This window comes from Arthrobacter sp. Y3225209 (assembly GCF_059090685.1).
On record NZ_JBNHFW010000018.1, the window covers coordinates 1 to 12,997 of the forward strand.

Genomic DNA, 12,997 nt, shown 5'->3' on the forward strand with positions numbered 1-12,997 from the left:
CTGCCAGCGGCGGCGTATCCGACGTCCCCGCGGACAGTTCGGCCAGCGAGGCACCGTCAGCAACCTTGGCCAAACCGGCAGCGGGCAGCTGCGTTCCGGCCGCCGCGAGCACAGCCGCGTTGACAACGCTGCGGGCAGACGTGGACTCAGCACTGAATTCGGCATCGGTACCCGCAACGTTGCCCGAAAGCAGGCGCAACGGTTCAGGACAGACACCGGTCAGTGGTCCGGCGGGGACCTCAGCGAACGGCACTTCAACGCTTTGGGCTGACGCGCCGATACCGGCAACCCCGGCCCCTGCCGCCACTGCGCCGGTGCAGGCGAGCAGGAGGATCCCGGCGGCCCATCTTCCGGTGCTGCGCCGTGCGGAGCCGCGTTTCCGTTCCCGGGACCCTACGGCCCCGGACGCAGATGCGGGGCCGGCAGCCGGCGCGGGACCGGAGGCCGGCGCGGGCCCTTCCGCCCGGTCCGCCTTACCGGCCGCAGCTATCGGCGGGTCTGCCGGTTTGTCCTGCGTCTTTTCCGGTCCATCAGCTGCGGCGGAACTGCCTGTGGCAGCGGTATTCTCCGGCGAGGCAGGCTCACCGGACGGTGCAGGCTCACCGGATGGTGCAGGCTCACTGTCCGAAGCACGACCCTCGGTAGATGCAGGCTCACCGGCCGAAGCACGACCCTCGGTAGATGCAGGCTCACCGGCCGACTCGGAGTCACCGGGTGATGCGGTATTTCCGGTCGCTGCCGACTCACCGGCCGCAGCAGGCACCCCGGTTGACGCAGTGTCGCCGGGAGCATCGGTCGGAACAGACTCCCGGGCTGATGCGGTGTCACCGGCCGGTGCGGTGTCTTCGGCCGGTGCGGTGTCTTCGGTCGAAGCAGTATCTGCCGCGGTGCGGTCGGCGGCGTCCTTCTCCCGCTGCCGGGCCGCCCGGCGGCCGCCTCCGAAACTCTCGGTACTCATGGCTTGCTTCCTTCCGAGGCACGCTGTTCCGGGTGGGGGGCGGCTCCGGAGTGGACCGGCGCCCGGTTGGTGGACTCAGGGGCGGAGGCCACCGTCTGTTCGGACGAAGCCGGCGTCGTGCTGCCGGAAGCGGAAACCACCGCCATATGGCTGGCGGGCGGCTGCGGCAGTGCGCCCGCAGAAGCACCGCCCGTTTCCGGCGGCCCTTCCCGGCGCTGCGGCGCGTCGCGCCTGCCCGGCAGCCGCACGGTGCGGCCGGCGGCCGGCGTGGGCAGTGCCAGCAGCACCGTCAGGCCAATCACCAGCAGCTGCAGTGCTTCCACCCAGGGTTCCCACGGACTGGAGTAGGCCACCTCCAGCTCGCCGCCGTCGGCCGGCAGTTCGAAGGCCTGGGCCCACTCACTGTCCACGGCCGTCAGCTGCCTGCCGTCAAGGCTCGCATGCCAACCGGCGTCTGCGCGTTCGGCGAGCACCAGCTGCCGTCCCTCCCCACCGGCAGGAATGGACGCCCGGACGCCCTCGGTACCGGACGGGACCGCTGCAGCCGTGCTGCCGTCTGCGTTGAGGATGCGTACCCGTGAGCCCACGCCGGACTGCGTTTCAGTACCCGCGTCATTCAATGGTTCGGTAACCCGCCAGAGCCAACCGGATTCGGTCTGGCCAACGGCAGCGAGGCCGGGAACGGAGTCCATGCGGCCCGCCAGCAGCTCCGCCGCCGTATCCGATTCCTGCAACACCACAAAGGCAACGCCAAGGCGGGCCAGGTCCGGACGCGGGTCCACCCCGGTACCGGCGGTAATCACCGCCACCGCCCGCCGGAGGTCAGCCGTGGCGGGGTCATCTTCGGCCGGTACCCCCGGCATGCCCTCCAGGGTGCGGGCAGCATAAATGGTGGAGAACTGTTCCAGAGTTGTGCCTCCGCCGCGCATCAGGGCCGCAGTGACATTACCCTGTTCATCTGCCCGCAGGACCAGGCTGCGTGACTGCGCTTCACCATTGCCTGCGTCCGCAGCGGTAGCCGGCAGGCTGCGCGCCGGAGCACCGTCAATGTCGGTGGTGAATCCGGGGAGGATACCGGCTGCGCCGGCTTCAGCTTCGGTGGCGTTCCCGGTAAACCCGCTGCCGGTGAACTGTGGAACAGCCCACAGGGCCAGGCTCGCGGCGGGGCCGGCCGCCAGCACCGTACCCAGCACCAGGGCCAGGGCCCGGCGCGGACGGCGTGCAGCCGGAGCAGTTGCGCCCTCCGGAGCGCGCGCCCGGGAGACGGACCGGGCAGGACGGCCCAGCAGGTCCCCCGCCGCCGCCAGAGCGGCGCAGAGCAACAGCAGCACCGCGGCGGAGACCAGTGGCCCGGTAAAGGGTGTAACTACGGCCTCGGGAGCCGCAGCGGTGCCCACATACGAGGCAGCCAGGTTCAGGAGGAGCGCCAGCAGAACCAGCAGCCAGGTCAGCCGCCCCAACGGAGCAGTGGCCGAGCGGAAGAGGGACACGACCGCCAGCAACACCACCGGGGCTCCGATAACCAGCGCCAGCAGCAGGTGCCAGGGACCCTGGGGAAGCAGTCCGCCGAGGGTTCCCTCGACGTCGAAGGCCACCGGATAGCCCAGCAGCTGCTGCCACGGTTCGGCGCGGTCGAACGCGAGCGGAAGCCCTGGATCCGCAAGGAGGCTGCGGAGATTCGGCGCAGCCGAAAGAACCTGCGGCAGGAGCATGGCAATCGGTGGCAGCAAGGCCCACCAGAGCGTTCGCGCCCTGCCCCGCAGGGCGAGAGTCAGCAGGAAGACGGCAAAAACCGCAAGGGCAAACGTCAAAGGTGCGGCGGCGGTGAGCACAGCCAGGAGCAGGCCGGCAACGGCCGCGGCGGTCCAGGACGGGGCACCGGCCGGCCGGGTTTTCCCGCCTGCCTGTCCCCGTATCGCGGCTCCGGCCGGTCCGGCGGCAGTCTCCGGGTTGCTTCCCAACCGGGCAGCGGAGCCGGCGCCCACGGCCCGGGCAACGGACAGCACCGTCAGGGGCAGCAGGATATGCACCAGGATGGCGCCCAGTCTGCCTTCGCCCAGGGCAATCTGGAAGGCGGGGACTGCAGCCCAGAACATGGCCGCCCAGAAACGGAGTCCGCGGTGCGCGGTGAACGCTCCGGCGGTAAACCATGCGCTCAGCCCTGCCAGCGGCAGGGCAAGCATCACAAGTACCAGCACGGCGGCGCTGCCGTTGCCGAAGCCGGCCAGGGCAAGCAGGGCCAGAACGTAGGTGAACGGATCGGCATGGGCGGGATATCCGGACCCGATCTGCGCCCACCAGCCGGTTGCTGCGGTCCAGACCGTGCCAACACCCTGGCCAAGGGGCGCGAGGGCTCCCCCGGCAAGGGCCGAGGCGCCCAGGAAACGGTGCAGGGCGGCGAGCGAGGCACCGGTCAGGAGCAAGGCAGCCGTCAGCGCGCCGATGCCAACCCAGCTGCGGCCGGGGCCTTCAAGAGCGGCAAAGTCATCATTGGCGTCACCGCTGGGAACATACTCCTGGCCACCGGTTGACGCGGTTTCCGGCGCCAGCGCAGCGGCCCGGGCTTCGGTCAGGGACCGCCGGTGCTCACGGACCTCGCGGGGACCGCTTCGGAGGGCATTCACCGCGTTGCGCGGACGACGCCGGGTTGCCGCGGCCTGTTTGCGTGAACGGTACAAGTCCACGGGCCTGAAGACGGCGGCGGTGCTGGTCAGCAGCGCCGCCGCGGCATAACCGGGGTCCTTGGCCAGCATCCCGAGGAAGAAACGTCCGATCCCGCCCAGGACGGCGCCAACCATCAGGAAGGGAACCTGCCAGAGCGGGGCGTGCTTGAGCCGCAGGAAAATTTCCGCCCGGCGGGCAGTCGAGGCGGCGCCTGCTGGGTTGGGACGGTTACCGGCATGGCGGACGCGGGCGGCGGGGACCACCACAACGCGGTTTCCGGCCAGCCGGTTCCGCCAGCACAGGTCAATGTCGTCGCCGCTGCCAGGCAGGGCAGGATCGAATCCGCCCAGCTGGTCCCAAACATCACGGCGGATCAGCATCCCGGCCGAATTCACGGCAAAGGTGTCACTGCGGAAGTCATACTGGCCCTGGTCCAGCTCATCCGCGTCAACCATGGTCAGCCGCTCGGCCCACCGGTTGACCGTGATGCCCACGTCCACGAGCCGGCGTTCGTTATCCCACTCCACCTGCTTGGTGCCGGCAATAGTGACGGACGGCGCCCGCTCCACTGCCAGGAGAAGCTCGTCGAGCGCGCCGGGATCCGGGGCGGAATCGTCATGCAGCAGCCAGATCCACTCGTGCTCCGGATCGGGATCCGCTGCGCCTTCGGTGTTCGCTCCGGCGCCGGCGGCACGGCGGTGTTCAGGGAGCTCCGCCAGGCCGGCCTTCACTGCCGCACCGAAACCGCTGCGGGCCGGTGCGGCAATGACCGGGCTTCCTACCGGCAGGCCGAGCTGGAGCACGGAGGCGCTGGCGTCGGTTGATCCGGCGTCGACGCCGATAAAGAAGTCCGGCTGCCGCGTTTGTGCGGTGAGGGCGGACAGTGTTTCAGGAAGATATTGGGCGCCATTGTGGGCTACGACAATGGCGCAGACATGGACTTGCGAAAGAATTAGACTGCCTGCTTCCGAAGCCGGCGGCGTTCACGCTCGGACAGTCCGCCCCAGATGCCGAACCGCTCATCGTTGGCGAGTGCGTATTCCAGGCACTGCGAGCGCACATTGCAGGCTGCGCAGACCTTCTTGGCATCCCGCGTGGAACCGCCCTTTTCGGGGAAAAAGGCTTCAGGGTCCGTCTGCGCACACAGTGCATCGGCCTGCCACCCGAGTTCGCCTTCATCGGCGTAGTCCTGGCCCAGACCGGGCAACCCGATCCACACCGGGCGGTCTTCGGCGGGAGGACCGGAAAAGAGGGAGACCGGCGGATCCAGTACCGGTTCGGTTTCCTCGGGAACGTCCGCCAGTGCCTCATGGGCGGCCAGGAAAGCCGTGGCCTGGTCATCCAGCGATCCCGCCGCCTCGCGGCGGTACCTCTCTGCGGCTCCCGGGTCCGCAGGATCCACGTACCAGTCAACTGGTACGCCTCTGGAACCGTAGCTCGCCGACGCCTGTTCGGCTATGACGCTGCTGTCCCGGTTGTGTTCTGCTTGCCCCATGGAGTCCTCCCGGTGTTATTGCCCCAGCAGCGGCTGTGTGGCGGGACCGCAGGCATAACCCGCGGGTCCTCCCTTGTGGCTGGAGCAAATCCGATACCTAATTACACGTGTGTAATACGGCTCCGTCAAGCTGTTCAGGCATCCTATAGAGTTCAATCGGCAGATGCGGGGAACGCCACGCCCGGGATTTTCTTCATTTTCCCGGCGCGTCGGACTTTACACCCGGCACGCCGGCAGCCGGAACTTTTTCGGCTGCCCCGGACTTTTCCCGGGCGGCCACGTGCAATGGCCTTCGCTGAAGCCCGGCAGCCCGCAGTACGGCACTTCGAGAGCAGTACGGCACTTAGAGAAAGAGGCTCCACCGAATGACGACGTCCGCAGTAAGCACCCTCCTGTCCAACCTGCGCACCCGGCAGGCCACCTCCCCTGCGCTGATCTGGTACGGCGACGCCGGGGAGCGGATCGAGCTGTCGGGGAAAGTCCTGGACAACTGGGTTGCCAAAACCTCGAATTTCCTGATGGATGAACTGGATGCCGAGCCCGGCATGCGCGTCCGGTTGGATCTGCCCGTGCATTGGAAGACCCTGGTGTGGGTGCTGGCAGTCTGGCAGACCGGCGGCACCGCGGTGCTGGGTGATGGCGGCACGGCGGCAGAAGTGACGGTGACCGATTCACCTGAACCCGATGCGCAGGGCACGGTGGTCGCAGTGGCTCCGGGGGCACTGGACCTCTCGTTCCCGGGGGACCTGCCTGCCGGCGTGGTGGATTATGCCGCCGAGATCCGGTCCTACGCGGACACCTACGTATCAGAAGGAGCACCGGAGGCGGCCGGGGCGGCCCTGGAGGTGCACGCCGCAACGGCGTCGGCGGAACTCAGCGGAACCGTAACCTATGCTGCACTGCCCGTGAAGGCGGAGGATGGATCGGCCGAGGTCCTGCTGGCAGCCTCAGCTGACTTGCCCCTGGTCCTGGCCGAAGCGCTGCGGATCTGGGCGGCGGGCGGCTCCGTGGTGCTTACCCCGGCCGGCACGGAGCCCGGCGAACGGCTGCTCGCTTCCGAGCGGGTGACTAGGCGTTTGGAGGCCTGACAGGGTTCCCGGTCCGGGTGTTTTCCGGAGCCGGGGACTCGGCAGAGGCGTTGTTGAGGGCACCGGTGTTCAGCGCGCCCGTGTTGACCACTCCGGCGTCGACGGTGCCGCGGTTGCCCGTGCCGGCTTCGGGCCCCGGCGCCGGGCTGTCTACGGTGCGGGGAACGCCGACGGCGCGGGCGCCGCGTGCTGGGCGCTTGGCTGCCGGCTCTTCCAGGAGTTCGTAGTCCTGCTCGAATCCGGGTTCCTGGTCCAGTTCGGCGTTGAAGACCCAGAACCGGTAGGCGAAGAAGCGCAGCACGGTGGCCACGCAAATGCCGAGTACACCGGCCAGGAACAGCAGGTTCTTGTCCTGGATTCCCATCGGGTACCGGGCCACCCAGGTAAAGCCGGTGGAAATCAGGATGCCCACACCGTTGATGAGGACAAACAGCCCCAGTTCGCGGGCAACTTTGTTCTGGTTCCGGCGGCGCCGGAAGGTCCAGTAACGGTTGGCAACCCAGGAGAACAGGGTGGCGGTCACCGCACCGACGAAACGGGCCTTGACCTCGCTGCCGGACATCGGCCCGTGCATCAGGAAAAGGGTCAGGCCGTTATCGATGACGAAGGCCATCGCACCTACGGTTCCGAACTTGGCAACTTCCCGCCAAAACAGGGAAACAAGGCCCCGAAGACGGGATTGCAGCGATGTAAACATGACCCTCCGAGGCCGATCGGTGACAGCGGCCGGTAGAGACGGCGACTGCCCATAGCCGTCGCGCGGACGCACGGCGGTCAAGAGGCGATCTTACCGCTCCTTGGTGGGTGTTTGCTTGGTAACGCCAAGGACAGCGGCGTAGCAGAGCGGGATCTGCAGGCCTTTTCGGTACCCTTAAGGCGTGGATTTTCCAATTATCGGTGTGATAGGCGGCGGCCAGCTCGCCCGGATGATGGCCCCGGTGGCCACAGAACTCGGATTTGAGCTGCGTGTGCTCGCCGAGGCTCCCGACGTGTCGGCCGTTGCCGCAGTGGCGAATGCCACAGTCGGTGACTACCGCGATCTGGCAGTTCTTGCCGACTTCGCCGCCGGCGTGGACGTGCTCACCTTCGACCATGAGCATGTGCCCGGAGAACACCTGCACGCCCTCGTGGAGAAGGGGATCAACGTGCAGCCCGGTCCGAACGCGCTCCTGCATGCCCAGGACAAACTCGTGATGCGTTCGGCCGTGGACCGGCTCGGCCTGCCCAATCCCCGCTGGGCGGAAGTGTCCGACGTCCGGGCCCTCACCGCGTTCGGTGACACCACAGGCTGGCCCGTGGTCCTGAAAACCCCCCGCGGCGGGTATGACGGCAAAGGCGTCCGGATTGTGGAGGATGCATCCGCGGCCCTGGACTGCACCGACTGGTTCGGCAACGGCCCGCTGCTGGTTGAAGAAAAGGTCCCGTTCAGCCGGGAGCTGTCCGCGCTGGTTGCCCGCACCCCCGGCGGCAGCAGCAGGGCCTGGCCCGTAGTGCACTCGATCCAGGTGGACGGCGTCTGTGACGAAGTGATCGCTCCCGCCCAGGACCTGGACCCGGAGATAGCGGCCGCGGCGGCAGCAGCAGCCCTGCGCCTGGCCGAAGAGCTGAACGTTACCGGCGTCATGGCCGTGGAGCTCTTCGAAACACCCGGCCGTGGCTGCGGGTTCCTGATCAATGAACTGGCCATGCGCCCGCACAACTCCGGCCACTGGACCATGGACGGCTCGGTGACGGGCCAGTTCGAGCAGCATCTGCGGGCGGTCCTGAACCTGCCTCTGGGTGACACAGCTCTGACAAGTGGTGCGGCCGTGATGAAGAATTTCCTCGGCGGGGAGAACAGCGACCTGTTTTCCGCCTATCCCCTCGCGCTGGCGGCGGAACCCGCCGTCAAGGTACACACTTACGGCAAATCAGTGCGTCCGGGACGTAAGATCGGCCACGTTAATGTCATCGGCAGCACCGACGAGCTTCCCGCTCTTCGGCGCAGTGCCGGCCGGGCAGCGGCCATTATCCGTGACGGCCGCGACCCCATGAAGGAGAACTGAAGCATGCCCCACCGTGCAACCACGCCGCTGGTCGGCCTAGTGATGGGGTCCGATTCCGACTGGCCCGTGATGGACGCAGCGGCGGCGGCACTGGCTGAGTTCGACATTCCCTACGAAGCAGACGTGGTGTCCGCGCACCGTATGCCCGAGGACATGCTTGATTACGGACGGAACGCGCACCGGCGCGGGCTGCGCGTCCTTATTGCCGGCGCCGGCGGCGCAGCGCACCTGCCGGGCATGCTGGCCTCGGTAACGCCTCTTCCGGTGATCGGCGTACCCGTGCCGCTGAAGTACCTGGACGGCATGGATTCCCTGCTTTCGATTGTCCAGATGCCGGCCGGGGTTCCCGTGGCAACCGTCTCGATCGGCGGGGCACGCAATGCCGGCCTGCTGGCAGTCCGGATGCTCGCCGCGGGAACCGACCCGCTGGCCGCACGGCTGCAGGAACAGCTCATCGATTTTGCCGGTGCCCTTCGCCAGACCGCCATGGCCAAAGGTGCCGCACTGCGGGCGTCACTGACCGGCACGGACTAGGCGCCGGCAGTGAACGAGCATTCTGCGGCACCCGGTGCGGGCACCTACACCGACCCTGTCCGTTACCCCCAGTCCGCGCCCCCCGCCGTACGCACCAAGCGGGCCTTCATCCTTTTGCTCCTGACCCTGGTGCTTCCCGGTGCCGCGCAGGTGGTGGCCGGTAACCGGAGGCTCGGCCGGCGTGCCCTCCGGGTGACCTTCACTGTCTGGGCGCTGGTCATCGCGGCGGTCATTGTCGCCCTGGTCAACCGGGCACTAGTCATCGACGTCCTCACCCACGGCTGGGCGTCCTTCCTGATCATGATGGTCCTGGCCCTCCTGGCGGTGGGCTGGGCACTGCTGTTCCTCAACACGCTGCGCATCATCCGCCCTCCCCTGCTGCAGCGTGGTGCACGGCCCATGGTTGCCGCAGCCCTCGTAGCCCTGATGGTCCTGACCAGCGGCAGCCTCGCCTACGGCGCATACCTGCTCAACGTCAGCCGACAGACCTTCGGATCGATTTTCGCCTCCGGTCCGTCCCTTGATCCCGTTGACGGACGCTACAACTTCCTGCTCATGGGCGGGGACGCCGGCGAGGACCGCACCGGGCTCCGGCCGGACAGTATCTCCATGATCAGCGTTGATGCCAAAACCGGCCAGCCTGTCACCTTCAGCATTCCCCGCAACTTCCAGAACGCCCTGTTCCCGACCGACTCCCCGCTGCACGAAATTTACCCGGACGGGTACAACTGCGGCGACGATTGCATCATCAACAGCCTGTACCAGACCGTGGCCGAGAACTATGCGGATCTCTACCCGGGCTCCGCCGACCCGGGTGCAGAAGCCATGATGGACGCCGTCAGCGGCATCCTGGGACTTGATGTCCAGGGCTACGTCATCGTGGACATGGATGGTTTCTCCACGCTCATTGACGCAATGGGCGGCATCACCATCAACGCCGGAGGCTGGGTACCCATCACCGCCGGGGAAATCCCGGGCACCAACCGGCACTACCCGCCGGACGGCTGGATCCCGCCGGGCACGCAGACCATGGACGGCTACCACGCACTCTGGTACGCCCGCTCACGTGAATTCGTTACCGATTACCACCGCATCTCGCGGCAGCAGTGCGTCCAGCAGGCCATGGTGGCACAGATGGACCCTGCCACGCTGCTGACCCGGTTCCAGGCCATTGCCTCGGCGGGCGAGCAGATCGTCAGGACCGACCTGCCGCAGGACCAGCTCGGCAGCTTCGTTGACCTGGCGCTCAAGGCGAAGAACCGGACCATGGAGCGGATGACCATCGGTCCCCCGGACTTCGGAAGCGCAGCGGACAATTTTGTTACGTATCCGGACTTCAACCTGATTCACGCCCGGGTCCAGGAAAAGCTGGCCGCCTCCAATCAGCCTGCCGCACCCGCCGAAGAACCGGCTCCTCCCGCCGGGGAGGCCGCACCGCAGGAAGCCGCACCGCAGGACGGCTCCGATGCGGGGATTGACTCCGGCGCGGACTCCGGGGGAACAGACGGCGAGGCCGCTGACGGCACAGCCATTGTGGAACCCCCGCAGGCCGAAGAGCCGGCGATCACCGTCGAATACCTCCAGTACCTGGCGGAAATCCAGGACGACGCAACCCTGGGTGCACTCCTGAACAACAACGGCGAGTGCAGCCCGGGGTAACCCGCACCCTGCGAGCATCCCATTCCATCCAGCAGCCGAAAGAGACCCATGTACCTGCTCCGGAATACCATTCGACCCTACGCATGGGGATCCACCACCGCGATGGCCGGGCTTTTCGGCCGGGAGCCGTCCGGTGAGCCTGAGGCAGAGATGTGGATCGGCGCCCACTCCGGCGCACCGTCCGTTCTGGTACCTGCCGCCGAGGGCGCGCAAACCCTTGATGAGCTGATCTCTGCGGATCCCGGACCCACGCTGGGCCCGGACATCGCCGCACGCTTCGGCGGCGAACTGCCTTTCCTGGCCAAGATCCTGGCTGCCGGCTCCCCGTTGTCCCTGCAGGTCCATCCCACTCCGGACCAGGCCGCTGCCGGTTATGCCGCCGAGGAGGCCGCCGGCGTGGACCGTGGCGCCCGGGAACGCAACTACAAGGACCGCAACCACAAACCCGAAATGATTTTCGCTCTGACGCCCTTCGAGGCGCTGTGCGGCTTCCGGGACCCGGACGACGCAGCGGAGCTTTTCCGCACCCTCAGCCGGGCGATCGACGGTGCCGGACGTCAGGTTCCGGACCTGCTGGAATGGATCGTTGCCGAGCTATCCTCCGGCCATCCGGCCCCGGAGCGGCTGCGCTCGGTGTTCAGCACTTTGATTGCCGACGGCGACGAGGTGCACACTGCCGTTGAGCTGGCAGCGGCGGCAGCAGCGGTGACCGCCGATGACGGCGCCTACGCCCGGGAACTGGCCACCGTGGCAGAACTGCACGGCTTCCATCCCGGCGACCCCGGGGTTCTGATCTCGCTATTGCTCAACCGCGTATCGCTGGAGCCCGGCGACGCCGTGTATCTGCCTGCCGGCAATGTGCACGCCTATCTGAGCGGGCTGGGTGTGGAAGTCATGGCGTCCTCGGACAACGTGCTGCGCGGAGGGCTGACCTCCAAGCACGTAGACGTCCCCGAGCTGCTGAAAACCGTGGATTTCCATCCCGTGGGCATTCCCTCCGTTGCTGCGGAGCGCACCGGCGCCGGGCAGGAACTCTACCGCCCGCCGTTCGAGGAATTCCAGCTGCAGCGGCTGCAGCTGGCGTCCGGTCCGGACTCGGATGCGGCCCCCGTACCGGTGGCGCAGAACGGGCCCGCGGTCCTGATTGTGGTGCGCGGCAGCATGCTGCTCTCCTCCCCCGCGGGGAGCCTGGTCCTCGAGGCGGGCCAGAGCGCGTTCCTGCCGGCCGCGGATGCGCCCGTGACCGCTGCTCTCGCCACGGACTCCGCCCAGCACGACGACGGCGCGCTGGCGTTCGCCGTCACGGTGGGGTCAGTGGTCGGCCAGGACAGTGGCGAGCCGACGCTGGACGTGTCGGTCTAAGCGGACTCCCCCGCCGTCGGATGCCGTGCGGCTGTGGTTCGGTTCCCGGGGAACGGAGCCGCCGCCGCACGGCGATGGCTAGCGCCCGAGGCGCCCCTTTAGGCCTGCGAGGAGCGTGCGTGCCTTGCGCATCCCTGACTTGGCCAGCGGAAGCGCGGAGGAAAAGAGGGGATAGAGCGGTGACAACGGCTTGTCCCAGGTGCCTGCCAGCTGGTCCTCGTGCTTGGCCCACCCCATCTTGAACTTGGACACTCCGTCATTGAGCAGGCCGTTGAAGTCATAACGGGTGATGCCGCGTTCCTTCATGTCGGAAATGGCGTGCCATTTCAGGGCGTAGTTTGCCCGAAGCCGCTCCCCTTCCTCGGTCATGCCGCCGTAGAGCTCAAAGGAGGTGTAGCCGCTGGTGGACAGCCAGAGGAAGGCCACGACGTCCTCGCCCTTGAACGCGGCATACACCGGGGAATCTTCGCCCAGGTTGTCGAAGATGTCCAGGTAGTAGGAATCTTCGTGGATCCCGAAATTCGCCCGCTGGGCGGTGAGCTTGTAGACGGCCAGGCACTTGGCAATCTCCTCGCGGGTTACCCTCCGGTAGTCCAGGTCCTCGCGTCCGGACTTGCGGATGTACTGCCGGTGCTTTTTGCTCATGTCCCCGGAGAGCTCGTCCAGGCTCCGCCGGAGGTCCAGGATCAGGGTCCGGCCAATAAGGATGGTGTTATCGCTGCTGCGGTAGCCCAGGCCCGGCAGGCCGGCGGCCAGCGGCCCTTCAGCGTCCCAGTCGGGTTCGATGGACAGCGCGACGGCGTGATGGGTGTTCTTTACGTACCCGCCCACCGCGTCCAGGACGTCCAGTTCCCGTCCCGGCAGTCCCTGCGGGCCGCGCGGGATGTAGGCCAGGGCCCGGAAAGGGAAGGGCAGGGCGCGAAGCAGCACCTGCGCGCTGCCCAGCACAGTCCCCGCTTCATCTGTGACGAGGACCCGGTCAACGCGCCAGCCATGCTGGGCTTTGGTTTTTCCCCAGCCCCACAACTGCTGGGGGTGTCCGCTGAAGCGGTTGACGGTTTCATTCCAGGAAGCGGCATCGGAGCAGGGGGTAACGCGCAGTGTCATGCCTTCCAGCCTACTTCGCCGTGCCGCAGGGCTCCGAAACGGTATGCGGCACCTTCCAGGGGACTGCGCTCTGCAGGCCGGCTTT

Annotated in this window: 8 protein-coding genes and 2 pseudogenes; 5 read left to right on the forward strand and 5 right to left on the reverse strand. The window is 67.5% G+C overall.

Features of this window, described 5'->3' with window-relative positions; all coding sequences use genetic code 11:
* The 3 genes and pseudogenes from AC5RVB_RS10950 to AC5RVB_RS10960 form a co-directional block, all read right to left on the reverse strand.
* A pseudogene (locus AC5RVB_RS10950) lies at positions 1–958 on the reverse strand (hypothetical protein); the annotation flags it as partial.
* The gene (locus tag AC5RVB_RS10955; protein ID WP_494142717.1) at positions 955–4,575 is read right to left on the reverse strand and encodes a glycosyltransferase; all 3,621 of its coding nucleotides are present in this window, start codon (positions 4,573–4,575) and stop codon (positions 955–957) included. The gene AC5RVB_RS10955 and the pseudogene AC5RVB_RS10950, both read right to left, overlap by 4 nt.
* Positions 4,575–5,117, reverse strand: coding sequence for a WhiB family transcriptional regulator (locus AC5RVB_RS10960; RefSeq protein ID WP_231709980.1), 543 nt, complete (start codon positions 5,115–5,117; stop codon positions 4,575–4,577). Before AC5RVB_RS10960 ends, AC5RVB_RS10955 begins: the two co-directional genes overlap by 1 nt.
* 365 nt (positions 5,118–5,482) lie before the next feature.
* Here AC5RVB_RS10960 and AC5RVB_RS10965 point away from each other — a divergent pair, with 365 nt between their 5' ends.
* Positions 5,483–6,205 (forward strand): TIGR03089 family protein, encoded by a 723-nt coding sequence (locus AC5RVB_RS10965; RefSeq protein WP_227904231.1) that lies wholly within the window; start codon positions 5,483–5,485, stop codon positions 6,203–6,205.
* A 130-nt stretch (positions 6,206–6,335) separates the two neighbouring features.
* On the opposite strand, the pseudogene AC5RVB_RS10970 reads toward AC5RVB_RS10965, so the two are convergent.
* A pseudogene (locus AC5RVB_RS10970) lies at positions 6,336–6,902 on the reverse strand (GtrA family protein); the annotation flags it as partial.
* Positions 6,903–7,131: 229 nt separating this feature from the next.
* Between AC5RVB_RS10970 and AC5RVB_RS10975 the strand changes: the two are divergent.
* Genes AC5RVB_RS10975 through manA form a run of 4 tightly spaced genes read left to right on the forward strand, consistent with a single transcriptional unit; the run spans position 7,132 to position 11,805 of the window.
* Positions 7,132–8,250: a 5-(carboxyamino)imidazole ribonucleotide synthase gene (locus tag AC5RVB_RS10975; RefSeq protein ID WP_494142718.1), complete on the forward strand. Its 1,119-nt coding sequence runs from the start codon at positions 7,132–7,134 to the stop codon at positions 8,248–8,250.
* Between the two features lie 3 nt (positions 8,251–8,253).
* A complete protein-coding gene (gene purE, locus AC5RVB_RS10980) occupies positions 8,254–8,784 on the forward strand; it encodes a 5-(carboxyamino)imidazole ribonucleotide mutase (protein ID WP_227904229.1) in 531 nt (176 codons plus the stop codon).
* Positions 8,785–8,793: 9 nt separating this feature from the next.
* Positions 8,794–10,443: an LCP family protein gene (locus tag AC5RVB_RS10985; RefSeq protein ID WP_494142697.1), complete on the forward strand. Its 1,650-nt coding sequence runs from the start codon at positions 8,794–8,796 to the stop codon at positions 10,441–10,443.
* 48 nt (positions 10,444–10,491) lie between these two features.
* Positions 10,492–11,805, forward strand: a complete 1,314-nt coding sequence (gene manA, locus AC5RVB_RS10990; RefSeq protein ID WP_494142698.1) for a mannose-6-phosphate isomerase, class I — start codon at positions 10,492–10,494, stop codon at positions 11,803–11,805.
* A 78-nt stretch (positions 11,806–11,883) separates the two neighbouring features.
* On the opposite strand, the gene AC5RVB_RS10995 is transcribed toward manA, so the two are convergent.
* Positions 11,884–12,912: a lipid II:glycine glycyltransferase FemX gene (locus tag AC5RVB_RS10995; RefSeq protein WP_227928891.1), complete on the reverse strand. Its 1,029-nt coding sequence runs from the start codon at positions 12,910–12,912 to the stop codon at positions 11,884–11,886.
* Between the last annotated feature and the right edge of the window lie 85 nt (positions 12,913–12,997).

What these genes read in the sequence shown, in the direction of transcription:
- manA (WP_494142698.1), top strand. Translation starts at nt 10,492, where the DNA reads ATGTACCTGCTCCGGAATACCATTCGACCCTACGCATGGGGATCCACC.
- AC5RVB_RS10995 (WP_227928891.1), bottom strand. Translation starts at nt 12,912, where the DNA reads ATGACACTGCGCGTTACCCCCTGCTCCGATGCCGCTTCCTGGAATGAA.
- AC5RVB_RS10975 (WP_494142718.1), top strand. Translation starts at nt 7,132, where the DNA reads ATGATGGCCCCGGTGGCCACAGAACTCGGATTTGAGCTGCGTGTGCTC.
- AC5RVB_RS10965 (WP_227904231.1), top strand. Translation starts at nt 5,483, where the DNA reads ATGACGACGTCCGCAGTAAGCACCCTCCTGTCCAACCTGCGCACCCGG.
- purE (WP_227904229.1), top strand. Translation starts at nt 8,254, where the DNA reads ATGCCCCACCGTGCAACCACGCCGCTGGTCGGCCTAGTGATGGGGTCC.
- AC5RVB_RS10960 (WP_231709980.1), bottom strand. Translation starts at nt 5,117, where the DNA reads ATGGGGCAAGCAGAACACAACCGGGACAGCAGCGTCATAGCCGAACAG.